Origin of the sequence: Arsukibacterium indicum (genome assembly GCF_019100565.1) — a bacterium.
Taxonomy (GTDB): domain Bacteria; phylum Pseudomonadota; class Gammaproteobacteria; order Enterobacterales; family Alteromonadaceae; genus Alishewanella; species Alishewanella indicum.
Genome location: NZ_JAHRID010000012.1, coordinates 1 through 19427, shown reverse-complemented (window position 1 = coordinate 19427; position 19427 = coordinate 1). Strand labels below are relative to the sequence as shown.

The following is a 19427-nucleotide window of genomic DNA, read 5'->3' as shown; positions in this document are numbered from 1 at the left end:
AGGTTTACGCTTCGCTATCCGTGAAGGCGGCCGTACTGTAGGTGCTGGTGTAGTATCTAAAATCATTGCTTAATTCGTAACTGAATAACAGTAATGTAAAGAAGGCTCCCCTGTGGAGCCTTTTTTGTGGTCAAAATAAAATTCAAACGCATGTTTGAATGCCTTGTTTGAGCACGAGGGATATGCCATATTGTCAACTCATCCGTCCAGTGAGGAATTTGCAATGAGCAGCTATCAGGCCCCGATAAATGATATGACCTTTAACTTGTTTGATGTCTGGCAACTCGATAAATATTGGCAGAGCAATGAGCAATTACAGGACCTGATAGAAGCCGATACGGCAAAAGCAATTCTGGAGGAAGCGGCTAAAATTTGTGAGCAGCAAATCGCCCCATTTGCTGCTGAGGCTGATCAGCGCGGTGCGCAGTTAGCTGATGGAAAAGTAAGCTTACCAGAGCATTACCATGCCGCGTATCAAAGCCTGGTTGAAGGCGGCTGGACCAGCTTAAGTGGCGATCCAGAGTACGGCGGTATGGGCATGCCAAAGGCATTGTCAATGATGGTAGACGAAATGCTTTGCAGCGCCGATATTGCCTTTTCACTGTATCCCGGTTTGACTGCCGGTGCCTGTGTTGCGTTATTGCAGCATGCCGATGACACCACAAAACAAACTTATCTACCAAAACTCTATAGCGGAGAATGGTCGGGCACCATGTGTTTAACTGAATCGCATGCTGGCTCTGATCTGGGCATTATGCGAACGACGGCTAAACCCAATGCTGATGGCAGTTATGCGTTGAATGGCTCAAAGATTTTTATTACTGCTGGTGAGCATGATCTGACGTCGAATATTATCCATCTGGTGCTGGCTAAACTACCTGATGCACCTGCCGGTAGCAGAGGTATATCGTTATTTCTGGTTCCGAAGCACCATCTTGATGCCAGCGGCGAACCTGGCGAGCGTAATAACGTAACTGTGGGCTCAATTGAACATAAAATGGGCATAAATGGCTCAGCGACCTGTGTGTTAAATTTCGATGATGCCAAAGGCTATTTAATTGGCGAGCCGCACCGGGGCTTAAGTTGCATGTTTACCATGATGAACTACGAAAGATTATCGATGGGTAGCCAGGGGCTTGGCGCCGCAGAGCGGGCCTATCAGAATGCGCTTGCTTATGCCAAAGAGCGTTTACAAGGGCGGATAAAAGAACAAAACGCTAATAAAGCCGAGCCAATTATTGGTCATCCAGATGTGCAGCGGATGTTGCTTAATATTAAGGCGATGAACGAAGCTGGCCGGACATTTGCTACCTGGGTAGCGGCACTGCTGGATAAGTCAAAATATGATAACTGTGTTGTATCCGGCCAGCGTGCTAATTTACTAACCCCAATTGCTAAAGCTTTTATGACGGATCAGGGTTTTGATGCTTGTGTTACTGCGCAACAGGTGTTTGGTGGTCATGGTTATGTCAAAGAGTGGGGCATGGAGCAGCTGGTTCGCGATGTCCGGATAGCCCAGATCTACGAGGGCACCAACGGTATTCAGGCCGCAGATTTTATGCTGCGTAAAGTGGCAGCTGACAAAGGCGCAGTATTATTCAGCCTGCTGGACGATATTATTGCAGAGCTGACTGATAAACCTCATGTTGCAGCTGCACCTCTGCTAACTGCAGTTACTGACTTGCAATCCCTGACAAGCCGGTTACTGCAACAGGAAAGTCCAATACTTGCCGGCGCTGCCTGTGATTTTCTGGCACTGGTCTCGTACATATTGTACGGCTACATGTGGTATAAAAACCTGCAGGCACTGGATAACAGTAAACATAGTAGTCATTTTACAGGCGCTAAAACCCATACCGCTAACTGGTATTTCAGCCGAATACTACCAAGAGCATCTGGTATTAGCGCAATATTAAACACTGACTCTGCAATGCTGTATAATCTGGCCCCTGAAGGTTATTAATCAGTATTGCAGTTGCTATGCAAACAGCAGCAAGCTGAAAAAGCTCTGGTTTAAGGAATGTTATGAAGTTTTTACTAGCTTGCCTGTTGTTATGCAGCGTTATGCCATTATTTGCCGCAGATGCCTTAGATAAGCGTTTAAAAGCCGAGCAATGGGACAATTATGAGCCCTTTACACTACTACCGCATAAAACTAACTTTCTGATGCCGATCAGTTATGTTGACGGTATCGCCGATACGTTAAGCCGGGACGGTGTCAGCGCTCCTTCTGATAACCTTGAAGCAAAGTTTCAGCTAAGCCTGAAAACGCCCCTCTGGAGCAAAATATATAAAGATAACGGCTATCTGTTTTTTGCTTATACCCAGCAGGCTTACTGGCAAGCTTATAACTCAGAAGTATCATCACCATTTCGGGAAAATAACTACGAGCCTGAAATCATCCTGATGATCCCGCACTACCGGAACTATGAAGAGGCGGCGAGCCGGATCATCAGTTTAAGTCTTTCTCATCAGTCAAATGGCCGTGCCGGCGAGCTATCTCGCAGCTGGAACCGGTTAAAACTAAGCTGGGTGACTTCAATAGGTAACGTTTTTATCAACTTTGAACCCTGGTACCGCTTTGACGAACCACGTAAAACGTCAGTGGACGACCCGGAAGGAGATGATAATCCTGATATCACAAAGTATATGGGCTGGTTTGAATTATCAGCGGCCTATAAGCAAGGTGATGCCACCTGGCGAATGATGGTGCGTAATAACTTACGCAGTGACAACAAAGGCGCACTGCGGCTGTCGTATTCTCGGCCGTTCAACCGGCATATCCGCTTGTATGTCGAGTTATTTAATGGCTATGGTGAGAGCCTGATTGACTATGACCGTTCTGTTACCCGTATTGGACTCGGTTTTGAGCTGAATGATATTTTGTAATGGGATTAAACGCGGATGCGAATTTAGTAAGGCATAAAGTAGGGTGGTTCAGATGGCGGGATCTGCAATAAATGACGATAATAGTGATATCCATCCCAGAATTGCCAGTTACTTAAATCTATAAATTCAATCCATTTCTCACCAGTATCGTCATCTTCTTGCCAACGAAACTCACAGTCGTCCATGCGTTCGCAAGTACCTTAAGCTTGTTCTTCCGCGCACTCCTGATAATCTATGTCATCTTCCCATTGAGGTGACTGTGTATCATCCCATTGGCGAATAGTATTTGTAGATGGGAGACGTTGTTCTAAGAAGTAAGATATGTTTTCGGTTTTGTCTGCGTTATTTCCAAAAATCACATGATTGACCTGCTCTGAAATATGTTGCGGCACTTTTGTTTCAGTTCGCTCGTTAAATACATAATTGTCTAGTATAGGGAGTAACTTGTTATGCATTCCTTGAAACAAATTTAAGCGTAGATAGTAGTGCTTAGTTTTAGAATCAGAATCTACTCCATAGCGTTGCGCTGTTATAGTCAGATCTGAAAAACCTTCGCGATTAGGTGTAACCGTCAGCCAAGCCAATCGGCTAAAGCTTTGGATAAAGGTATCTATAAAAATAACGCGTTCGCGATCTGCTTGAAGTGTTTTAAACGCATTAAAGTATCGACTTGTAACGCCATTTGCCTGTTCACTGCTGATAAGGTTAGCTGTCTGACCTTTACCAGGTCGTTTTGACATAATGCAATAGTGATCAGCATAATAGACGCTATCGCCCCAGCCAATTGGCGCTGTATTTGCTAAAGCGGGACCGGCAGGACATTTTGTTGACGACTCAGCAGCTTGCAAATTGTTAAAACAACAACAGATGAAAAGCACGCAAAATATTACTAAATTGTTTATTTTCATTTAATTTATCCTCCTTTTTGTAAAGATTAAGAGGGGGGGGAGGTAATTGTCAAATTATAAAGAGGGTAAGACAGATTTTTGAGCAGGCAGACATCCAAATTAATGCTCGTCGATCAAACCAAAAGGTTGCAGTTTAGATGTTGTATATCACCAATAATAATTCACGCTGTCTGGGTGATTTATAAACAACACTTGCGTTATTGGTCGGTTTAAGTATAATGCGCGGCCAGTCGATTTAATTCTGGCTGCAGCGGTTAACAGTACTGAACGTAGTTTAGGCTGATTTAATCGTTCAACAATGCTCCCGATTGGGGAGCAACTGTTACTTAGGTGCATGAGCATACCCGGCTTGGGTTATGGCTTATGTTTATTTTTGCTCTTTTTGCTCTTTGAGGCTTTGATACATGAGTAGTCAAAGGATACGCATCCGTCTGAAAGCGTTCGATCACCGTTTGATCGATCAGTCAACTATGGAAATCGTTGACACAGCTAAGCGTACTGGCGCCCAGGTACGTGGTCCAATTCCACTGCCAACCCGTCAGGAACGTTTTACTGTTCTGATTTCTCCTCACGTCAATAAAGATGCGCGTGACCAGTACGAAATCCGTACCCACAAGCGTTTAATCGACATCGTTGAACCAACCGAGAAAACGGTTGATGCGCTGATGCGTTTAGATCTGCCTGCTGGCGTTGACGTTCAAATTAGCCTGGGTTAATCAGACAGGTTTTTAGAGAGGTTTAGGAAATGGCTATCGGTCTTATCGGTCGTAAAGTGGGCATGACTCGCATCTTCACTGAAGATGGCGTATCGATCCCTGTAACCGTAATCGAAGCGACACCAAACCGCGTTACTGCTGTTAAAACGCAAGACGTTGAAGGCTATAGCGCGCTGCAAGTGACTGCTGGTACTGTTAAGGCAAACCGCCTGAACAAACCTGAAGCTGGTCACTTTGCGAAAGTGGGTGTTGATGCTGGTCGTGGTCTGTGGGAATTCCGCCTGCAAGACAACGAAGGCGCTGACATTCAGGTTGGCAGCGAGATTACTGTGGATATTTTCGCAGAAACGAAAAAAGTTGATGTGTCTGGCACATCAAAAGGTAAAGGTTTTGCTGGTGCTGTTAAGCGCTGGAATTTCCGTACCCAGGATGCTACTCACGGTAACTCTTTATCACACCGTGCTCCAGGTTCAATTGGTCAGAACCAATCACCTGGTAAAGTATTCAAAGGTAAAAAAATGGCTGGTCACTTAGGCGCTGAGCGGGTAACCGTACAATCGCTGGAAGTGGTTCGTGTAGACGCAGAGCGTAACATTCTGTTAGTAAAAGGCGCAGTGCCTGGTGCTATCGGCGGTGACGTGATCGTTAAACCAGCTGTTAAAAGCTAACGTCTGAGGAGATAAGTGATGGAATTAGCATTACGAGACGCTCAAGGCGCTCTTGAAGTTTCCGAAGCTACCTTTGGACGTGAGTTTAACGAAGCTCTGGTACACCAGGTAGTAGTTGCTTATGCAGCTGGCGCCCGTCAGGGTACCCGTGCACAGTTAACTCGTTCAGAAGTTCGTGGTGGCGGCAAGAAGCCATGGCGCCAGAAGGGTACAGGTCGTGCCCGTGCTGGTACAATCCGCAGCCCGATATGGCGCGGAGGCGGTGTGACATTTGCGGCTAAGCCACAAGATCACAGCCAGAAAGTAAACCGTAAAATGTATCGCGGTGCGATCATGAGCATTCTGTCTGAATTAGTTCGTCAGGAGCGGTTAATCGTGGTTGAAAACTTTGCAGTTGATACCCCGAAAACCAAAGATTTATCTGCCAAATTAAAGGCGATGGATCTGAAAGACGTGTTAATTGTGACTAACGAAGTAGATGAGAACCTGTTCTTATCTGCACGTAACCTGTACAAGGTTGACGTACGTGACGTACACGGTATCGACCCGGTCAGCTTAATCGCATTCGACAAAGTGTTAATGACTGCTGCTGCAGTTAAACAACTTGAGGAGCTGTTAGCATGATCCGTGAAGAACGTTTACTGAAAGTGATTCTGGCTCCGCACGTTTCTGAAAAAGCAACTAATGCGGCAGAGAACAACAACACTATCGTTTTCAAGGTATCTACTACCTCTACTAAAGCAGACATTAAAGCTGCGGTAGAAAAACTGTTTGAAACAGAAGTAGTGGGTGTTCGCACTGTTAATGTTAAGGGTAAGACCAAGCGCACTGGTGCGCGGATGGGCAAGCGTAGCGATTGGAAAAAAGCTTACGTTACTCTTAAAGAAGGCAGCGAAATCGATTTCGTTGGCGGCGCTGAGTAAGAAGAGGAGTTAGGAAATGGCACTTGTAAAGTGTAAACCTACGTCACCAGGTCGTCGCCACGTATTAAAAGTGGTTAACCCTGACCTGTACAAAGGCAAGCCTTATGCTCCTTTGTTAGAGAAGAACGTTAAAACTGGTGGTCGTAACAATAATGGTCGTATCACTACCCGTCATATCGGTGGTGGTCATAAGCAACATTATCGTGTTGTTGACTTTAAACGCACTAAAGACGGCATTCCGGCTAAAGTAGAACGCTTAGAATACGATCCAAATCGTACCGCTAACATTGCTTTAGTTCTGTATGCAGACGGTGAGCGTCGTTACATTCTGGCCCCTAAAGGCCTGAAAGCTGGTGATTCAATTATTTCTGGTATGGACTCGCCTATTAAAGCGGGTAACACCTTGCCACTGCGGAATATCCCGGTAGGTCAGGTTGTACACAATATCGAAATGAAGCCAGGTAAAGGTGGCCAGCTGGCTCGTTCAGCCGGTGCTTTCGTACAAATTCTGGCCCGCGACGGTGAGTATGTCACTCTGCGTCTGCGTAGCGGTGAAGTACGTAAAGTATTAGCTGATTGTCGCGCGACTATCGGTGAAATTGGTAATGCCGAGCACATGTTACGTCAATACGGTAAAGCTGGTGCGATGCGCTGGCGTGGCATTCGCCCAACCGTACGTGGTGTAGTAATGAACCCGGTTGACCACCCACACGGTGGTGGTGAAGGTAAGACTTCTGGTGGTCGTCACCCTGTTACTCCATGGGGCGTACCAACTAAAGGCTACAAAACTCGTTCAAACAAGCGTACTGATAAACTTATCGTACGTCGTCGTGATAAATAATTTGTGAGGAATTGCCATGCCACGTTCTCTCAAGAAAGGTCCATTTATTGACCTTCACTTGCTGAAGAAGGTAGAGAAAGCGTTGGAAAGCGGTGACAAGAAGCCTATTAAGACTTGGAGCCGTCGTTCAATGATCATACCTGATATGATCGGTTTGACCATCGCTGTCCATAATGGTCGTCAACATGTACCGGTGTTTGTCTCGGAAGAGATGGTTGGTCACAAGTTAGGTGAATTTGCACCTACTCGTACTTACCGTGGTCATGCAGCCGACAAAAAGGCCAAGAAGCGCTAAGGGGTAAATGATGCAAGCATTAGCTAAACACAAATTTGCCCGTTCTTCTGCACAAAAAACCCGTCTGGTTGCTGACCAGGTGCGTGGATTGTCAGTTGATAAGGCGCTGAACGTACTGACCTACAGCCCGAAAAAAGCTGCACAGTTAGTTAAAAAGGTTCTTTTATCAGCCATTGCCAACGCTGAGCACAATGAAGGCGCGGATATTGATACGTTAAAAGTTAAGACCATCTTCGTTGATGAAGGTCCGTCTATGAAACGTATTAAGCCACGCGCTAAAGGTCGTGCTGACCGTATTGTTAAGCGCACCAGCCACATCACTGTGGTTGTAGCTGATAACTAGGAGATAGAAATGGGACAGAAAGTACATCCTAATGGTATTCGCCTAGGTATCACTAAGCCATGGAGCTCAACCTGGTTTGCGAATACAAAAGATTTCCCGGATTTCTTAAACGGTGACTACAAAGTTCGTCAATACCTGACGAAACAGTTAAAAGCCGCTTCAGTAAGCCGGATTGATATTGAGCGTCCTGCGAAAAGCATCCGTGTGACCATTCACACTGCTCGTCCAGGCGTAATTATCGGTAAGAAAGGTGAAGACGTTGAGAAGATCCGCAAGCAAGTTGCCGCTATTGCCGGCGTACCTGCGCAGATCAATATCTCTGAAATCCGCAAGCCTGAACTGGATGCCAAATTAGTCGCTGATTCAATCAGCAGCCAGTTAGAGCGTCGTGTTATGTTCCGTCGTGCTATGAAGCGCGCCGTACAGAACGCAATGCGGATTGGCGCTAAAGGTATCAAGGTGCAGGTAAGTGGCCGTTTAGGCGGCGCTGAGATTGCCCGTGATGAATGGTATCGTGAAGGTCGTGTGCCACTGCACACCCTGCGCGCTGACATTGATTACAACACCTCAGAAGCTTTAACTACTTACGGTATCATTGGTGTTAAGGTGTGGATTTTTAAAGGCGAGATCTTAGGAGCTCTGCCATTAAGCAGCAACACCAACAACGCTAACAATAACAACCAGCCTAAAGCGCCGAAAAAACCGGCTCGTAAGGCAAAGTAGGGGTATTGAGCGATGTTGCAACCAAAACGTACAAAATTTCGTAAAGTGCACAAAGGTCGTAACCGTGGTTTAGCCCAGGTTGGCGATAAAGTATCTTTCGGTACTTATGCACTGAAATCTGTAGAACGTGGTCAAATGACTTCACGTCAAATCGAATCTGCACGTCGTGCTATGACGCGGGCTGTTAAGCGTGTTGGTAAAATCTGGATCCGTGTGTTCCCAGACAAGCCAATCACTGCTAAGCCGCTGGAAGTACGGATGGGTAGTGGTAAAGGTTCTGTTGAGTACTGGGTATGTCAGATTAAACCTGGCAAAGTTCTGTACGAAATGGACGGTGTGTCTGAAGAGTTAGCGCGTCATGCATTTGGCCTGGCAGCCGCTAAGCTTCCATTTAAGACAACCTTTGTAACGCGGACGGTAATGTGATGAAAGCCAGCGAATTAAAATCGAAAAGTGTTGAAGAGTTAAACACTGAATTATTAGGTCTGTTGCGTGAGCAGTTCAATATGCGCATGCAGGCAGCTACTGGTCAGTTAGCTCAGACACATTTATTGAAGCAGGTGCGTCGTGATATCGCGCGCGTTAAGACTATCTTAACCGAGAAGGCAGGTGCGTAATGACTGAAGCGAATATCCGTACGCTGCAAGGTAAAGTGATCAGCAACAAGATGGACAAGTCTATTACTGTTGCAATCGAACGTTCTGTGAAGCACCCAATTTACGGGAAATTCATCAAGCGTACTACCAAACTGCACGTACACGACGAAACCAACCAGTGTAAAGAAGGCGATGTTGTCACAATCCGTGAATGTCGTCCTTTGTCCAAGACTAAGTCATGGACCCTGGTAGCGGTAGTTGAATCAGCGTCTTAATTGTTAAGGCTCTGAGAGAAACGGCCCCGTGGGGCCGTTTTTTATTATTAAACTATCCATTTGGTAAAAGTGCTGTTATAATCACGCGCCCTTCTATCTGGGGGGGTATTTATTATCGTAAGCAGCGTAGTCCGAGAGGGCTATATAGTAGAATAGCGGAGCACTAAGATGATCCAGATGCAATCTATGCTGGAAGTCGCAGACAACAGCGGCGCGCGCAGCGTAATGTGTATTAAGGTCTTAGGTGGTTCGCATCGCCGTTATGCCGCAATTGGTGACGTCATTAAAATTACTGTAAAGGAAGCAATTCCGCGCGGTAAGGTTAAAAAAGGTGACGTTCTGAATGCAGTGGTGGTGCGTACACGCAAAGGCGTACGTCGTCAGGACGGGTCATTAATCCGTTTTGATCGCAATGCAGCAGTATTATTAAATACTAAGCTGGAACCGATCGGCACACGTATTTTCGGCCCTGTAACACGTGAACTTCGTGGCGATAAGTTTATGAAGATCGTGTCACTGGCACCAGAAGTACTGTAAGGAGTCACAATGGCTAGTAAAATCCGTCGTGATGATGAGGTGGTTGTTCTTACTGGTAAGGACAAGGGCAAACGCGGCAAAGTGACGAAAGTTCTGCTTTCTGAAAACCGTGTTTATATCTCTGGCGTTAACCTGGTTAAAAAGCATCAGAAACCTGTTCCTGCGCTTAATACCCCAGGTGGTATCGTTGAGAAAGAAGCCTCTATTCATGTTTCAAATGTAGCGATTTTTAACCCTAAAACGGGTAAAGCTGATCGCGTAGGTTTCCGTTTTGAAGATGGCAAGAAAGTTCGCTTCTTCAAATCGAATAATGAAGTAATCTAATTGCTATTGGAGTAATACGATGGCGAAACTGCATGAAATTTATAAAGACACCGTAGTCCCAGAACTGTTTAAACAGTTTGGCTACACCAGCGTCATGCAAGTCCCTCGGATTGTTAAAATCACGCTCAATATGGGTGTGGGTGAAGCAGTTGCAGATAAAAAGATCCTTGATAACGCCGTAGCGGATTTAACCGCTATTGCAGGCCAAAAGCCACTGGTTACCAAGGCACGTAAATCTGTAGCTGGTTTCAAAATCCGTGAAGGCTACCCTATTGGCGCGAAAGTGACCCTGCGCGGCGAGCGTATGTGGGATTTTTTAGAGCGTTTAGTCTCTATTGCTATCCCACGTATTCGTGACTTCCGCGGTGTAAACCCGAAGTCATTTGATGGCCGTGGTAACTACAGCATGGGTGTACGCGAGCAAATCATTTTCCCGGAAATCGAATACGATAAAGTAGATGCAGTACGTGGTTTAGATATCACTATTACAACTACCGCTCGTACCGATGACGAAGGACGTGCTTTACTTGCCGCGTTTAATTTCCCGTTCAAGAAATAAGGTGTAGGGTCATGGCAAAACAATCAATGAAAGCTCGCGAAGTAAAGCGTGCACAACTGGTAGCCAAATTCGCTGCAAAGCGTCATGAGCTAAAAGACCTGATTGCGAATCCAGCAACTTCTGATGAAGATCGTTGGGCAGCAGTTCTGAAGCTACAGACGTTGCCGCGTGATTCCAGCCCTTCACGTCAACGTAACCGTTGTCGTGTAACAGGTCGTCCACATGGTTATCTGCGTAAGTTCGGAATGAGCCGTATCAAGGTTCGTGAAGCAGCTATGCGCGGTGAAATTCCTGGCCTTCGTAAGGCTAGCTGGTAAGAATCACGGGAGTAACGAGCTATGAGCATGCAAGATCCAGTAGCGGATATGTTTACTCGCATCCGCAACGGCCAAGCTGCCAATAAAGTTGCGGTTAAAATGCCATCTTCTAAGTTGAAGGTGTCAATCGCGAAAGTATTAAAAGACGAAGGTTACATCGGCGATTTCGCTGTATCTGGTGATGTTAAGCCAGAGCTGGAAGTTACGTTAAAGTATTTCCAGGGCAAATCAGTTATTGAGACTATCGATCGTGTTAGTCGTCCAGGTCTGCGAATCTATAAGAAGAGCGGCGAATTACCTAAGGTAATGGGCGGTTTAGGTGTGGCCATTGTGTCAACATCTAAAGGACTAATGACTGACCGCGCTGCGCGCAAGGTTGGTATCGGTGGCGAAATCATCGGCTACGTAGCGTAACGGAGGTAGTAATCTATGTCTCGTGTTGCTAAGGCCCCAGTCACTATACCAACCGGCGTTACATTAACGCAGAAAGGTCAGGTTGTGACGTTGAAGGGCAAAAACGGCGAGTTAACAGTAGATGTTAACCCAGCAGTTGAGATCGTTGTCGAAGGTAACGTTTTACGTACCAATCCACGCGACGGTTTCGAAAATGCAAACGCACAAGCGGGTACTGCCCGTGCATTGATCAATAACCTGGTAACAGGTGTAAATGAAGGCTTCGCTCAGAAGCTGGAATTAGTTGGTGTTGGTTACCGTGCAAAAGCTGAAGGCAAGGTGTTAAACCTGAGCCTGGGCTTTTCTCACCCGGTAGTATTCGAGATCCCGCAAGGTATCACTATCGAAACCCCTACCCAGACTGAAGTCGTGGTAAAGGGTGCTGACAAACAATTAGTTGGTCAAGTTGCTGCAAACATCCGGGCATACCGTAAACCAGAGCCTTACAAAGGCAAAGGTGTTCGTTATGCGAATGAAAACGTGCGTCGTAAAGAAGCGAAGAAAAAGTAGGGTAAGACGATGGATAAGAAACTTGCTCGTCTGCGTCGTGCCAAACGCACTCGCAGAAACATTATCGAACAAGGTGCGAATCGCCTGGTTGTACACCGTACACCACGTCACATCTACGCCCAGCTTATCACACCAAATGCTGAAGTGATCGTTGCTGCTTCTACTGCAGAAGCAACTATTCGTGAATCATTGAAGTACACAGGTAACGTAGATGCTGCAAAGGCTGTAGGTAAAGCGATTGCCGAACGTGCAGTAGCCAAAGGCGTTACTGCTTGTGCTTTTGACCGCAGTGGCTTCCAGTATCATGGTCGCGTGCAGGCGTTAGCAGACGCAGCACGTGAAGCCGGTCTTCAGTTCTAGGAGTAGCTCATGGCTAACGAAGAAGCTAAACAACAATCTGATTTACAAGAGAAGCTTGTTGCAGTTAACCGCGTGTCAAAAGTAGTTAAAGGTGGTCGTATATTCTCCTTTACTGCATTGACTGTAGTCGGTGACGGCAACGGCCGCGTTGGTTTCGGTTATGGTAAAGCACGTGAAGTACCCGCTGCTATTCAAAAAGCAATGGAAAAAGCACGTCGCAACATGACCCAGGTTGAGTTAAATGGTCACACTTTACACCACCCAACCCGTGGTGTGCATTCAGGCTCTAATGTATTTATGAAGCCTGCATCAGAGGGTACTGGTTTGATCGCTGGCGGTGCAATGCGCGCCGTATTAGAAGTAGCGGGCATCCAGAACATTCTGTCAAAGTGTTACGGCTCAACTAACCCAATTAACGTAGTTCGCGCTACCATCAATGCCCTGGCTTCAGTGAAGTCACCGGCACAAGTGGCAGCTAAACGCGGTTTACGCGTTGATGACATTTTGGGGTAATCTGCCATGGCGAAGAAAACAATTAAAGTAACCCAGACTAAATCGAGCATCGGTCGTTTACCGAAGCATCGTGCAACGTTAACGGGTTTAGGTTTGCGCCGTATTAATCACACTGTTGAAGTTGAAGATACACCTTCAGTTCGCGGTATGATTAATGCTGTGTATTACATGGTTAAAGTGGAGGAGTAAACGATGCTGTTAAATACACTTTCTCCCGCACCAGGTGCAAAGAAAGATAAAAAACGCGTAGGCCGTGGTATCGGTTCTGGTTTAGGTAAAACTGCAGGTCGCGGTCACAAAGGTCTGAAGTCACGTTCAGGCGGTAAAGTGCGTCCTGGTTTTGAAGGCGGTCAAATGCCATTGAAACAACGTTTGCCTAAGTTCGGTTTCACTTCACAGAAATCTCTGGTTTCTGCTGAAGTCCGTTTACACGAGCTGGCTGCAGTTAATGGTGATGTAGTTGATTTAGCAACCTTAATGGAAGCTAACATCATCTCTCGCACTGTTAAGTTCGCTAAAGTTGTGCTGTCTGGCGAGATCGCTCGTCCGGTAACTGTAAAAGGTTTAGGCGTAACTAAAGGCGCGCGTGCTGCCATCGAAGCCGCCGGCGGTAAAGTCGAAGAATAATAAGGATAGTACGCATGGCTAAACCAGGTTCGGACTCAAGAGGTGCAAAAGGCGGATTCAGCGAGCTGAAGTCCCGTCTGTTATTTGTACTTTTGGCCATAATCGTTTTTCGGTTAGGTTCATTTGTGCCAATTCCTGGAATTGACGCCAACGTGCTGGCTCAGTTATTCGAGCAACAAAAAGGCACCATCGTTGAAATGTTTAACATGTTCAGCGGTGGTGCACTTGAACGGGCTTCTGTATTTGCGCTGGGTATTATGCCCTATATTTCTGCTTCAATTATTGTTCAGCTGTTAACCGTGATGCACCCGCATCTGGCCGAGTTGAAGAAAGAAGGCGAAGCAGGCAAGCGCAAAATTAATCAATACACCCGTTACGGTACTTTAGCTTTAGCAATATTGCAGTCTATTGGTATTGCCACTGGCTTACCTAATATGATGCCAGGGTTAGTGCTTAACCCGGGCTTTGCATTTTACTTTACTGCTATCATCAGTTTGGTTACTGGTACCATGTTTTTAATGTGGTTAGGTGAGCAAATAACAGAACGTGGTATTGGTAATGGTATATCGCTGCTTATATTTACCGGTATTGTTGCTGGCTTCCCGTCTGCCATTGGCCAGACGATTGAGATGGCACGTCAGGGCGATTTGCACTTTTTACTATTAGTTGCTATTGGCGTAATTGTTATTGCGATTACCTGGTTTGTGGTGTTCTTTGAACGCGGCCAGCGTCGTATTGTGGTTAACTATGCTAAGCGTCAGCAGGGCCGTCAGGTTTTTGCCGCGCAAAGCAGCCATTTACCGCTTAAGGTAAATATGGCCGGTGTTATACCACCAATTTTTGCCTCAAGCATTATTCTGTTTCCAGGCACTATTGCCAGTTGGTTTGGTACAGGCGAAGGTATGGTTGCGAACTTCCTGCAGGAAGTGTCGCTAGCGTTATCTCCGGGACAACCGCTGTATATGATGTTATACTCCGCGGCTATCATTTTCTTCTGTTTCTTTTATACTGCGTTGGTTTTCAATCCGCGCGATACAGCAGACAACCTGAAGAAATCCGGTGCTTTTATCCCTGGGATCCGTCCTGGTGAACAGACATCAAAATACATAGATAAGGTAATGACCAGGTTAACCTTAGCAGGTGCTTTGTATATTACTTTTATCTGTTTGGTTCCCGAGTTCATGATGGTTGCATGGAATGTGCAATTCTACTTCGGCGGTACATCGTTACTGATTATCGTAGTGGTTATTATGGACTTTATGGCACAGGTACAGACCCATCTGATGTCGCATCAGTATGATTCTGTGCTTAAAAAGGCAAATCTTAAAGGCTATAGCCGTTAAGATATATTTGCGGAGTTAAGTTATGAAAGTACGAGCTTCCGTTAAGAAGATCTGCCGTAACTGTAAAGTTATCAAACGCAACAATGTTGTGCGGGTAATTTGCAGTGAACCTAAGCATAAACAGCGTCAGGGTTAAGGTAGAAAACAGTTTATCGGGCTGCGCATCGAGTTCAGCCCGTTAATTGTTTGCAATATGAGCGCCATTTGAGTATCCTTACGGGCTTTTCAAATTGGCACCTTTTAATTTTTTATAGGAGAAGGTTAGTGGCCCGTATCGCTGGCATTAACATCCCCGATAATAAACATGCAGTTATCTCTTTAACTTATGTTTATGGTATCGGTAAAACCCGCGCTAAATCGATTTTAGCTGCTGTGGGTATCGAAGAAAGTATGAAAATTGCTGCATTATCTGATGCACAGTTAGATACGCTTCGTGACGAAGTTGCTAAGTACACCGTTGAAGGTGACTTACGCCGTGAAGTGACATTAAACATTAAACGTTTAATGGATCTTGGTTGTTACCGTGGCTTACGCCACCGTCGTAGTCTGCCAGTTCGTGGTCAGAGAACTAAGACCAATGCGCGTACCCGTAAAGGTCCACGCAAAGCGATTAAGAAATAGGACGGGGTAATAACATGGCAAAAGCACCAGTTCGTACTCGTAAACGGGTAAAAAAGCAAGTTTCTGATGGTATGGCTCATATCCATGCTTCTTTCAATAATACCATCGTTACGATCACCGATCGTCAGGGTAATGCTCTTTGCTGGGCAACTTCTGGCGGTTCAGGTTTCCGTGGCTCACGTAAGTCAACGCCGTTCGCTGCTCAGGTAGCTGCTGAACGCGCTGGTACTGCTGCGTTAGAATATGGTCTTAAGAACCTTGAAGTGTTTGTAAATGGTCCTGGCCCAGGCCGCGAATCAGCGATTCGTGCACTGAATGCCGCTGGATACCGCATTACAAATATCACCGACGTGACGCCTATCCCGCATAACGGATGCCGTCCCCCTAAAAAACGTCGCGTGTAATTACAGCGCTTCACGGATTATTGGAGAAAGAAGATGGCAAGATATTTGGGTCCTAAGCTCAAACTTAGTCGTCGCGAAGGTACAGACCTGTTCCTGAAAAGCGGCGTAAGAGCAATTGATTCAAAGTGTAACTTAACAACTGCTCCTGGTCAGCACGGCGCACGTCGCGGTCGCTTATCAGACTACGGTTTACAGTTACGCGAGAAGCAAAAAGTGCGTCGTATGTACGGCGTGTTAGAGAAGCAGTTCCGTAATTACTACAAAGAAGCTGCTCGTTTGAAAGGCAATACCGGTGAAAACCTGTTAGCGTTGTTAGAGTCTCGTCTGGACAACGTGGTTTACCGTATGGGTCTGGCCAGTACTCGTGCTGAAGCACGTCAGCTGGTAAGTCACAAAGCTATTTTATTAAATGGCAAAGTGCTTAACATCCCATCGTACACTGTATTACCTGAACAAGTGATCTCTGTGCGCGAGAAAGCCAAGAAGCAAGCACGTATCAGTGCAGCTCTTGAAGTAGCAGCGCAACGTGAGAAACCAACTTGGATAGAAGTTGACAACACGAAGCTGGAAGGCGTTTTCAAACGTCTGCCTGAGCGTTCTGACTTGTCTGCGGACATCAACGAACAGTTAATCGTCGAGCTTTACTCTAAGTAAAGCTAATTGTTAAGAGAGGATATATGCAGGGTTCTGTCACCGAATTCCTTAAGCCGAGATTAGTTGGTATCGAAAGGATCAACCCAACTCGTGCCAAAGTTACTTTGGAACCACTTGAGCGCGGTTTCGGGCATACCTTGGGCAACGCGTTACGTCGTATTCTGTTATCGTCAATGCCTGGTTGTGCAGTGACCGAAGTAGAAATCGATGGCGTGCTCCATGAGTACAGTGCCAAAGAGGGCGTTCAGGAAGATATTATTGATATCTTACTGAACCTCAAAGGCCTTGCCGTTCGCCTGGAAGACAAAGATGAAGTCACGCTGACTTTAACGAAGAAAGGTGCTGGCCCTGTAACTGCTGGAGACATCCAGCGTGGCGACGGTGTGGTTATCACTAACCCCGAGCACGTAATTTGTAATCTGACTGGTGAAACTGAATTCAGTATGCGCCTGAAGATTGAGCGTGGTCGCGGCTATGTGCCTGCATCAGCTCGTTTGTCCTCTGACGATGACGAACGTCCGATAGGTCGTCTGTTACTGGATGCGTCATTCAGCCCGGTTGAGCGTATCGCTTATACCGTTGAATCGGCCCGTGTAGAGCAGCGTACTGACCTGGATAAGCTGATCATCGATATGGAAACCAACGGCACTGTAGAGCCAGAGGAAGCCATTCGTCGTGCAGCAACAATTATGGCTGAACAGCTGGAATTCTTTGTTGAATTGCGCGATAAGAGTGAGCCTGAAAAACGTGAAGAGAAGCCGGAGTTTGATCCGATTCTGTTACGTCCGGTTGATGATTTAGAATTAACAGTTCGTTCTGCTAACTGCTTGAAGGCAGAGCAGATTCAGTATATCGGTGATCTGGTACAACGTACCGAGGTTGAGTTGCTGAAAACGCCTAATCTTGGTAAGAAGTCACTTACCGAAATCAAAGACGTGTTGGCGTCGCGCGGGTTATCTCTGGGCATGCGCCTGGAAAACTGGCCGCCAGCTAGTTTGGTAAATAAAGACTAACCAGACACCAGTTCCTGGTTTAGTGAGAAGGAATAGATCATGCGCCATCGCAAGAGTGGTCGTCAATTAAATCGGAATAGCAGCCACCGTACTGCAATGTTCCGCAACATGGCAAGCTCGTTGGTGAAGCACGAAATCATCAAAACGACTTTGCCAAAAGCTAAAGAGTTACGTCGTGTGATCGAGCCATTGATCACGCTGGCCAAAAACGACAGCGTTGCAAACCGCCGTTTAGCTTTTGCCCGTACTCGTGATAAAGAAGTTGTTGGTTTGTTGTTCAATGTTTTAGGCCCGCGTTACAACGCGCGTCCAGGTGGTTACACTCGTATTATGAAGTGTGGCTTCCGTACTGGTGACAATGCACCAATGTGCTATATCGAATTAGTTGATCGTCCTGAAGTGGACGCTCTGCCAGTTGAAGAAACTGCTGCCGAGTAAACTAATCTCTAATCAAAAAACCGGGCTTTTGCCCGGTTTTTTTATATCTGTTTGTTAATCATCAGAATTATAGCTAAGCTAAAACCACGTTTGTTTCCGGGCAAAGTGGTATGCAATACACAGATAAGGTATTAATAGCAGGCTTAATAGTATTGGCGTTTTCTTGTTCTGTTCACTCAAAAGGTTGCGCAAATTTGGACGGCGACGTTTGTTATGAACTGGAACCAATCTTAGTAAGCTCATCTCAGCAATACGATGTGCTGCAAACAGTAATGAAAACACCTGAAAATTTTAATGTTCAGGTTCTTTATACCCAGATTAACCGTAAACCGGATAACAAAGTGGCGTTTTCTCACTATCAATACGGTTTGAATGAGTCCCGTTATTTTTATCCTGCAAGCACTGTAAAACTACCTATATCAATACTGGCGTTACAGTGGCTGGAGCAACAAAACGTCGCTGGCCTAACTAAAGACACACCAATGCTTACTAAGAGCAGTCGTCCTGGACAAACCGCAGCGTTAACAGACAGTACTGCCGAATCTTTATTGCCAAGTGTTGGCCACTACATCAGGAAAATTTTATTGGTCAGTGATAATGATGGTTATAACAGGCTTTATGAATTACTGGGGCAGGACTATATTAATAACCAGCTTCAGCAGAAGGGACTTAGCAACACGGTAATTAATCATCGTTTAAGTTTGCCTTTAGCTGAGCCTGAACAGCGTCACTATAATGAAATTCAGTTTATCGATAATTCTAATCAGTCAATTTTGACATTGGGTGCGCGAAGCAGTGATACGCGATACATCAACTCTACGACGCCTACTTTGGGTCAGGCCCATATAGCCAACGGCAGGCTAATATCCTCACCTATGAATTTCACAGAAAAAAACCGTTTTTCTATCGTCGATTACACAGGTGTCTTAAAACGGCTTTTTTTTCCGGAGTCTTTTGATTCTGAGCAATTATTTAAGCTTAACGAACAAAACAGACAGTTCCTTATTCACTATATGGGTTTATCACCCTCCGCAAGCGATTATCCCGAATATGATGAAAAGGAGTATCCTGATAACTATGCAAAGTTCTTGCTGGTTGGAGGCGATCCTCAGCCTATACCGGAACATCTGAGAATTTTTAATAAAACAGGTTGGGCATACGGCCATGCTATCGACGGCGCTTATATTGTTGATACGAAAAACAATGTTGAATTTATATTGGTAGCGGTAATTTATGCAAATGAAAACGATATCCTTAATGATGACAACTACCAACTTAACGAAATAGCGAAGCCATTTTTGCGGCAATTAGGTCAGCTGATCTATCAATATGAGTTACAGCGTCCACGTCCAGTCATACCTGATCTTTCACACTTCAGAAATCACATGGAGTAACTGAGCGAATCCTGGCCAATTTGTAGATAATTCCAACGAACTGCACAAAAAACACCCGGTCAGTCATCTTTACGTAAAAAAGATCTTGATCCTGTTTGCCGGATCTCTATAATGCGCATCCACAGACGGGGCAGCGGCAACGCAGCAAACGACTGAGAAAACATCTGAGAATGGCGCAAGCGG

At 45.8% G+C, this 19427-nt stretch carries 34 protein-coding genes; 32 read left to right on the top strand and 2 right to left on the bottom strand.

Annotated elements, in window-relative coordinates; translation table 11 throughout:
- The 3 genes from KQY15_RS18650 to KQY15_RS18640 form a co-directional block, all read left to right on the top strand.
- Positions 1–73, top strand: a 73-nt coding sequence (locus tag KQY15_RS18650; RefSeq protein WP_504739206.1) for an EF-Tu C-terminal domain-related protein, incomplete at its 5' end; no start/stop codon positions are given.
- A gap of 150 nt (positions 74–223) precedes the next feature.
- Positions 224–1963 (top strand): acyl-CoA dehydrogenase family protein, encoded by a 1740-nt coding sequence (locus tag KQY15_RS18645; RefSeq protein WP_217671424.1) that lies wholly within the window; start codon positions 224–226, stop codon positions 1961–1963.
- 62 nt (positions 1964–2025) lie between these two features.
- Positions 2026–2889, top strand: a complete 864-nt coding sequence (locus KQY15_RS18640; protein WP_217671423.1) for a phospholipase A — start codon at positions 2026–2028, stop codon at positions 2887–2889.
- 23 nt (positions 2890–2912) lie between these two features.
- Here the strand turns inward: KQY15_RS18640 and KQY15_RS18635 are convergent, their stop codons facing one another.
- Together KQY15_RS18635 and KQY15_RS18630 are read right to left on the bottom strand one after the other, a co-directional pair.
- Positions 2913–3074 (bottom strand): hypothetical protein, encoded by a 162-nt coding sequence (locus KQY15_RS18635; RefSeq protein WP_217671422.1) that lies wholly within the window; start codon positions 3072–3074, stop codon positions 2913–2915.
- Between the two features lie 15 nt (positions 3075–3089).
- Positions 3090–3797 carry a hypothetical protein gene (locus KQY15_RS18630; RefSeq protein ID WP_217671421.1) on the bottom strand — a complete coding sequence of 236 codons (708 nt, stop codon included), beginning with the start codon at positions 3795–3797 and terminating at the stop codon, positions 3090–3092.
- A 404-nt stretch (positions 3798–4201) separates the two neighbouring features.
- Between KQY15_RS18630 and rpsJ the strand changes: the two genes are divergently transcribed.
- The 29 genes from rpsJ to KQY15_RS18485 all read left to right on the top strand — a co-directional run bounded on the left by rpsJ (position 4202) and on the right by KQY15_RS18485 (position 19244).
- Positions 4202–4513, top strand: coding sequence for a 30S ribosomal protein S10 (gene rpsJ / locus KQY15_RS18625; protein WP_019677715.1), 312 nt, complete (start codon positions 4202–4204; stop codon positions 4511–4513).
- 29 nt (positions 4514–4542) lie between these two features.
- Positions 4543–5181: a 50S ribosomal protein L3 gene (gene rplC / locus KQY15_RS18620; RefSeq protein ID WP_217671420.1), complete on the top strand. Its 639-nt coding sequence runs from the start codon at positions 4543–4545 to the stop codon at positions 5179–5181.
- An 18-nt stretch (positions 5182–5199) separates the two neighbouring features.
- Positions 5200–5805, top strand: coding sequence for a 50S ribosomal protein L4 (gene rplD / locus KQY15_RS18615; protein WP_046555265.1), 606 nt, complete (start codon positions 5200–5202; stop codon positions 5803–5805).
- On the top strand, positions 5802–6104 hold the full coding sequence (gene rplW, locus KQY15_RS18610; protein WP_019677718.1) for a 50S ribosomal protein L23: 303 nt from the start codon (positions 5802–5804) through the stop codon (positions 6102–6104). Before rplD ends, rplW begins: the two co-directional genes overlap by 4 nt.
- A gap of 16 nt (positions 6105–6120) precedes the next feature.
- Positions 6121–6945, top strand: coding sequence for a 50S ribosomal protein L2 (gene rplB / locus KQY15_RS18605; protein ID WP_217671419.1), 825 nt, complete (start codon positions 6121–6123; stop codon positions 6943–6945).
- A 16-nt stretch (positions 6946–6961) separates the two neighbouring features.
- Positions 6962–7240 (top strand): 30S ribosomal protein S19, encoded by a 279-nt coding sequence (rpsS, locus tag KQY15_RS18600; protein WP_019677720.1) that lies wholly within the window; start codon positions 6962–6964, stop codon positions 7238–7240.
- Between the two features lie 10 nt (positions 7241–7250).
- Positions 7251–7583: a 50S ribosomal protein L22 gene (rplV, locus tag KQY15_RS18595; RefSeq protein ID WP_217671425.1), complete on the top strand. Its 333-nt coding sequence runs from the start codon at positions 7251–7253 to the stop codon at positions 7581–7583.
- Between the two features lie 9 nt (positions 7584–7592).
- Complete coding sequence (gene rpsC / locus KQY15_RS18590; RefSeq protein ID WP_019677722.1) at positions 7593–8306, top strand: 30S ribosomal protein S3; 714 nt, start codon at positions 7593–7595, stop codon at positions 8304–8306.
- Between the two features lie 12 nt (positions 8307–8318).
- Positions 8319–8732 (top strand): 50S ribosomal protein L16, encoded by a 414-nt coding sequence (rplP, locus tag KQY15_RS18585; RefSeq protein WP_217671418.1) that lies wholly within the window; start codon positions 8319–8321, stop codon positions 8730–8732.
- Positions 8732–8923, top strand: coding sequence for a 50S ribosomal protein L29 (gene rpmC / locus KQY15_RS18580; RefSeq protein ID WP_217671417.1), 192 nt, complete (start codon positions 8732–8734; stop codon positions 8921–8923). Before rplP ends, rpmC begins: the two co-directional genes overlap by 1 nt.
- Positions 8923–9177: a 30S ribosomal protein S17 gene (gene rpsQ / locus KQY15_RS18575; RefSeq protein ID WP_046559233.1), complete on the top strand. Its 255-nt coding sequence runs from the start codon at positions 8923–8925 to the stop codon at positions 9175–9177. The genes rpmC and rpsQ overlap by 1 nt, the downstream gene beginning before the upstream one ends.
- 168 nt (positions 9178–9345) lie before the next feature.
- Positions 9346–9714, top strand: a complete 369-nt coding sequence (gene rplN, locus KQY15_RS18570) for a 50S ribosomal protein L14 (RefSeq protein WP_019677726.1) — start codon at positions 9346–9348, stop codon at positions 9712–9714.
- A gap of 9 nt (positions 9715–9723) precedes the next feature.
- Positions 9724–10038 (top strand): 50S ribosomal protein L24, encoded by a 315-nt coding sequence (rplX, locus tag KQY15_RS18565; RefSeq protein WP_019677727.1) that lies wholly within the window; start codon positions 9724–9726, stop codon positions 10036–10038.
- 19 nt (positions 10039–10057) lie between these two features.
- Positions 10058–10597: a 50S ribosomal protein L5 gene (gene rplE / locus KQY15_RS18560; RefSeq protein WP_217671416.1), complete on the top strand. Its 540-nt coding sequence runs from the start codon at positions 10058–10060 to the stop codon at positions 10595–10597.
- A gap of 11 nt (positions 10598–10608) precedes the next feature.
- On the top strand, positions 10609–10914 hold the full coding sequence (gene rpsN, locus KQY15_RS18555) for a 30S ribosomal protein S14 (protein WP_019677729.1): 306 nt from the start codon (positions 10609–10611) through the stop codon (positions 10912–10914).
- A gap of 21 nt (positions 10915–10935) precedes the next feature.
- Positions 10936–11328, top strand: coding sequence for a 30S ribosomal protein S8 (gene rpsH, locus KQY15_RS18550; RefSeq protein ID WP_213995039.1), 393 nt, complete (start codon positions 10936–10938; stop codon positions 11326–11328).
- 15 nt (positions 11329–11343) lie between these two features.
- Complete coding sequence (gene rplF / locus KQY15_RS18545) at positions 11344–11877, top strand: 50S ribosomal protein L6 (RefSeq protein ID WP_217671415.1); 534 nt, start codon at positions 11344–11346, stop codon at positions 11875–11877.
- 9 nt (positions 11878–11886) lie between these two features.
- Complete coding sequence (rplR, locus tag KQY15_RS18540) at positions 11887–12237, top strand: 50S ribosomal protein L18 (protein ID WP_217671414.1); 351 nt, start codon at positions 11887–11889, stop codon at positions 12235–12237.
- A 9-nt stretch (positions 12238–12246) separates the two neighbouring features.
- The gene (rpsE, locus tag KQY15_RS18535) at positions 12247–12750 is read left to right on the top strand and encodes a 30S ribosomal protein S5 (RefSeq protein WP_019677733.1); all 504 of its coding nucleotides are present in this window, start codon (positions 12247–12249) and stop codon (positions 12748–12750) included.
- 6 nt (positions 12751–12756) lie between these two features.
- Positions 12757–12939, top strand: a complete 183-nt coding sequence (gene rpmD / locus KQY15_RS18530; protein WP_083923082.1) for a 50S ribosomal protein L30 — start codon at positions 12757–12759, stop codon at positions 12937–12939.
- Positions 12940–12942: 3 nt separating this feature from the next.
- Entirely contained in the window at positions 12943–13377 is a 435-nt protein-coding gene (rplO, locus tag KQY15_RS18525; RefSeq protein WP_217671413.1) for a 50S ribosomal protein L15, read from the top strand.
- A 14-nt stretch (positions 13378–13391) separates the two neighbouring features.
- Positions 13392–14720 (top strand): preprotein translocase subunit SecY, encoded by a 1329-nt coding sequence (secY, locus tag KQY15_RS18520; protein ID WP_217671412.1) that lies wholly within the window; start codon positions 13392–13394, stop codon positions 14718–14720.
- 22 nt (positions 14721–14742) lie between these two features.
- Positions 14743–14856, top strand: a complete 114-nt coding sequence (gene rpmJ / locus KQY15_RS18515; protein ID WP_008950799.1) for a 50S ribosomal protein L36 — start codon at positions 14743–14745, stop codon at positions 14854–14856.
- Positions 14857–14984: 128 nt separating this feature from the next.
- The gene (gene rpsM / locus KQY15_RS18510) at positions 14985–15341 is read left to right on the top strand and encodes a 30S ribosomal protein S13 (protein WP_019677736.1); all 357 of its coding nucleotides are present in this window, start codon (positions 14985–14987) and stop codon (positions 15339–15341) included.
- A 14-nt stretch (positions 15342–15355) separates the two neighbouring features.
- Entirely contained in the window at positions 15356–15745 is a 390-nt protein-coding gene (gene rpsK / locus KQY15_RS18505) for a 30S ribosomal protein S11 (RefSeq protein ID WP_019677737.1), read from the top strand.
- 33 nt (positions 15746–15778) lie between these two features.
- Positions 15779–16399: a 30S ribosomal protein S4 gene (gene rpsD, locus KQY15_RS18500; RefSeq protein WP_019677738.1), complete on the top strand. Its 621-nt coding sequence runs from the start codon at positions 15779–15781 to the stop codon at positions 16397–16399.
- A 23-nt stretch (positions 16400–16422) separates the two neighbouring features.
- The gene (locus tag KQY15_RS18495; protein WP_019677739.1) at positions 16423–17412 is read left to right on the top strand and encodes a DNA-directed RNA polymerase subunit alpha; all 990 of its coding nucleotides are present in this window, start codon (positions 16423–16425) and stop codon (positions 17410–17412) included.
- Positions 17413–17451: 39 nt separating this feature from the next.
- Positions 17452–17850 carry a 50S ribosomal protein L17 gene (rplQ, locus tag KQY15_RS18490; protein ID WP_046555286.1) on the top strand — a complete coding sequence of 133 codons (399 nt, stop codon included), beginning with the start codon at positions 17452–17454 and terminating at the stop codon, positions 17848–17850.
- A gap of 110 nt (positions 17851–17960) precedes the next feature.
- Positions 17961–19244, top strand: coding sequence for a serine hydrolase (locus tag KQY15_RS18485; RefSeq protein WP_217671411.1), 1284 nt, complete (start codon positions 17961–17963; stop codon positions 19242–19244).
- The last annotated feature ends 183 nt before the right edge of the window (positions 19245–19427 follow it).

Excerpts from the sequence above, each read along its gene's own strand:
- KQY15_RS18645 (WP_217671424.1), top strand. The coding sequence starts at position 224 with ATGAGCAGCTATCAGGCCCCGATAAATGATATGACCTTTAACTTGTTT.
- KQY15_RS18640 (WP_217671423.1), top strand. The coding sequence starts at position 2,026 with ATGAAGTTTTTACTAGCTTGCCTGTTGTTATGCAGCGTTATGCCATTA.
- KQY15_RS18635 (WP_217671422.1), bottom strand. The coding sequence starts at position 3,074 with ATGGACGACTGTGAGTTTCGTTGGCAAGAAGATGACGATACTGGTGAG.
- KQY15_RS18630 (WP_217671421.1), bottom strand. The coding sequence starts at position 3,797 with ATGAAAATAAACAATTTAGTAATATTTTGCGTGCTTTTCATCTGTTGT.
- rpsJ (WP_019677715.1), top strand. The coding sequence starts at position 4,202 with ATGAGTAGTCAAAGGATACGCATCCGTCTGAAAGCGTTCGATCACCGT.
- rplC (WP_217671420.1), top strand. The coding sequence starts at position 4,543 with ATGGCTATCGGTCTTATCGGTCGTAAAGTGGGCATGACTCGCATCTTC.
- rplD (WP_046555265.1), top strand. The coding sequence starts at position 5,200 with ATGGAATTAGCATTACGAGACGCTCAAGGCGCTCTTGAAGTTTCCGAA.
- rplW (WP_019677718.1), top strand. The coding sequence starts at position 5,802 with ATGATCCGTGAAGAACGTTTACTGAAAGTGATTCTGGCTCCGCACGTT.
- rplB (WP_217671419.1), top strand. The coding sequence starts at position 6,121 with ATGGCACTTGTAAAGTGTAAACCTACGTCACCAGGTCGTCGCCACGTA.
- rpsS (WP_019677720.1), top strand. The coding sequence starts at position 6,962 with ATGCCACGTTCTCTCAAGAAAGGTCCATTTATTGACCTTCACTTGCTG.
- rplV (WP_217671425.1), top strand. The coding sequence starts at position 7,251 with ATGCAAGCATTAGCTAAACACAAATTTGCCCGTTCTTCTGCACAAAAA.
- rpsC (WP_019677722.1), top strand. The coding sequence starts at position 7,593 with ATGGGACAGAAAGTACATCCTAATGGTATTCGCCTAGGTATCACTAAG.
- rplP (WP_217671418.1), top strand. The coding sequence starts at position 8,319 with ATGTTGCAACCAAAACGTACAAAATTTCGTAAAGTGCACAAAGGTCGT.
- rpmC (WP_217671417.1), top strand. The coding sequence starts at position 8,732 with ATGAAAGCCAGCGAATTAAAATCGAAAAGTGTTGAAGAGTTAAACACT.
- rpsQ (WP_046559233.1), top strand. The coding sequence starts at position 8,923 with ATGACTGAAGCGAATATCCGTACGCTGCAAGGTAAAGTGATCAGCAAC.
- rplN (WP_019677726.1), top strand. The coding sequence starts at position 9,346 with ATGATCCAGATGCAATCTATGCTGGAAGTCGCAGACAACAGCGGCGCG.
- rplX (WP_019677727.1), top strand. The coding sequence starts at position 9,724 with ATGGCTAGTAAAATCCGTCGTGATGATGAGGTGGTTGTTCTTACTGGT.
- rplE (WP_217671416.1), top strand. The coding sequence starts at position 10,058 with ATGGCGAAACTGCATGAAATTTATAAAGACACCGTAGTCCCAGAACTG.
- rpsN (WP_019677729.1), top strand. The coding sequence starts at position 10,609 with ATGGCAAAACAATCAATGAAAGCTCGCGAAGTAAAGCGTGCACAACTG.
- rpsH (WP_213995039.1), top strand. The coding sequence starts at position 10,936 with ATGAGCATGCAAGATCCAGTAGCGGATATGTTTACTCGCATCCGCAAC.
- rplF (WP_217671415.1), top strand. The coding sequence starts at position 11,344 with ATGTCTCGTGTTGCTAAGGCCCCAGTCACTATACCAACCGGCGTTACA.
- rplR (WP_217671414.1), top strand. The coding sequence starts at position 11,887 with ATGGATAAGAAACTTGCTCGTCTGCGTCGTGCCAAACGCACTCGCAGA.
- rpsE (WP_019677733.1), top strand. The coding sequence starts at position 12,247 with ATGGCTAACGAAGAAGCTAAACAACAATCTGATTTACAAGAGAAGCTT.
- rpmD (WP_083923082.1), top strand. The coding sequence starts at position 12,757 with ATGGCGAAGAAAACAATTAAAGTAACCCAGACTAAATCGAGCATCGGT.
- rplO (WP_217671413.1), top strand. The coding sequence starts at position 12,943 with ATGCTGTTAAATACACTTTCTCCCGCACCAGGTGCAAAGAAAGATAAA.
- secY (WP_217671412.1), top strand. The coding sequence starts at position 13,392 with ATGGCTAAACCAGGTTCGGACTCAAGAGGTGCAAAAGGCGGATTCAGC.
- rpmJ (WP_008950799.1), top strand. The coding sequence starts at position 14,743 with ATGAAAGTACGAGCTTCCGTTAAGAAGATCTGCCGTAACTGTAAAGTT.
- rpsK (WP_019677737.1), top strand. The coding sequence starts at position 15,356 with ATGGCAAAAGCACCAGTTCGTACTCGTAAACGGGTAAAAAAGCAAGTT.
- rpsD (WP_019677738.1), top strand. The coding sequence starts at position 15,779 with ATGGCAAGATATTTGGGTCCTAAGCTCAAACTTAGTCGTCGCGAAGGT.
- KQY15_RS18495 (WP_019677739.1), top strand. The coding sequence starts at position 16,423 with ATGCAGGGTTCTGTCACCGAATTCCTTAAGCCGAGATTAGTTGGTATC.
- rplQ (WP_046555286.1), top strand. The coding sequence starts at position 17,452 with ATGCGCCATCGCAAGAGTGGTCGTCAATTAAATCGGAATAGCAGCCAC.
- KQY15_RS18485 (WP_217671411.1), top strand. The coding sequence starts at position 17,961 with ATGCAATACACAGATAAGGTATTAATAGCAGGCTTAATAGTATTGGCG.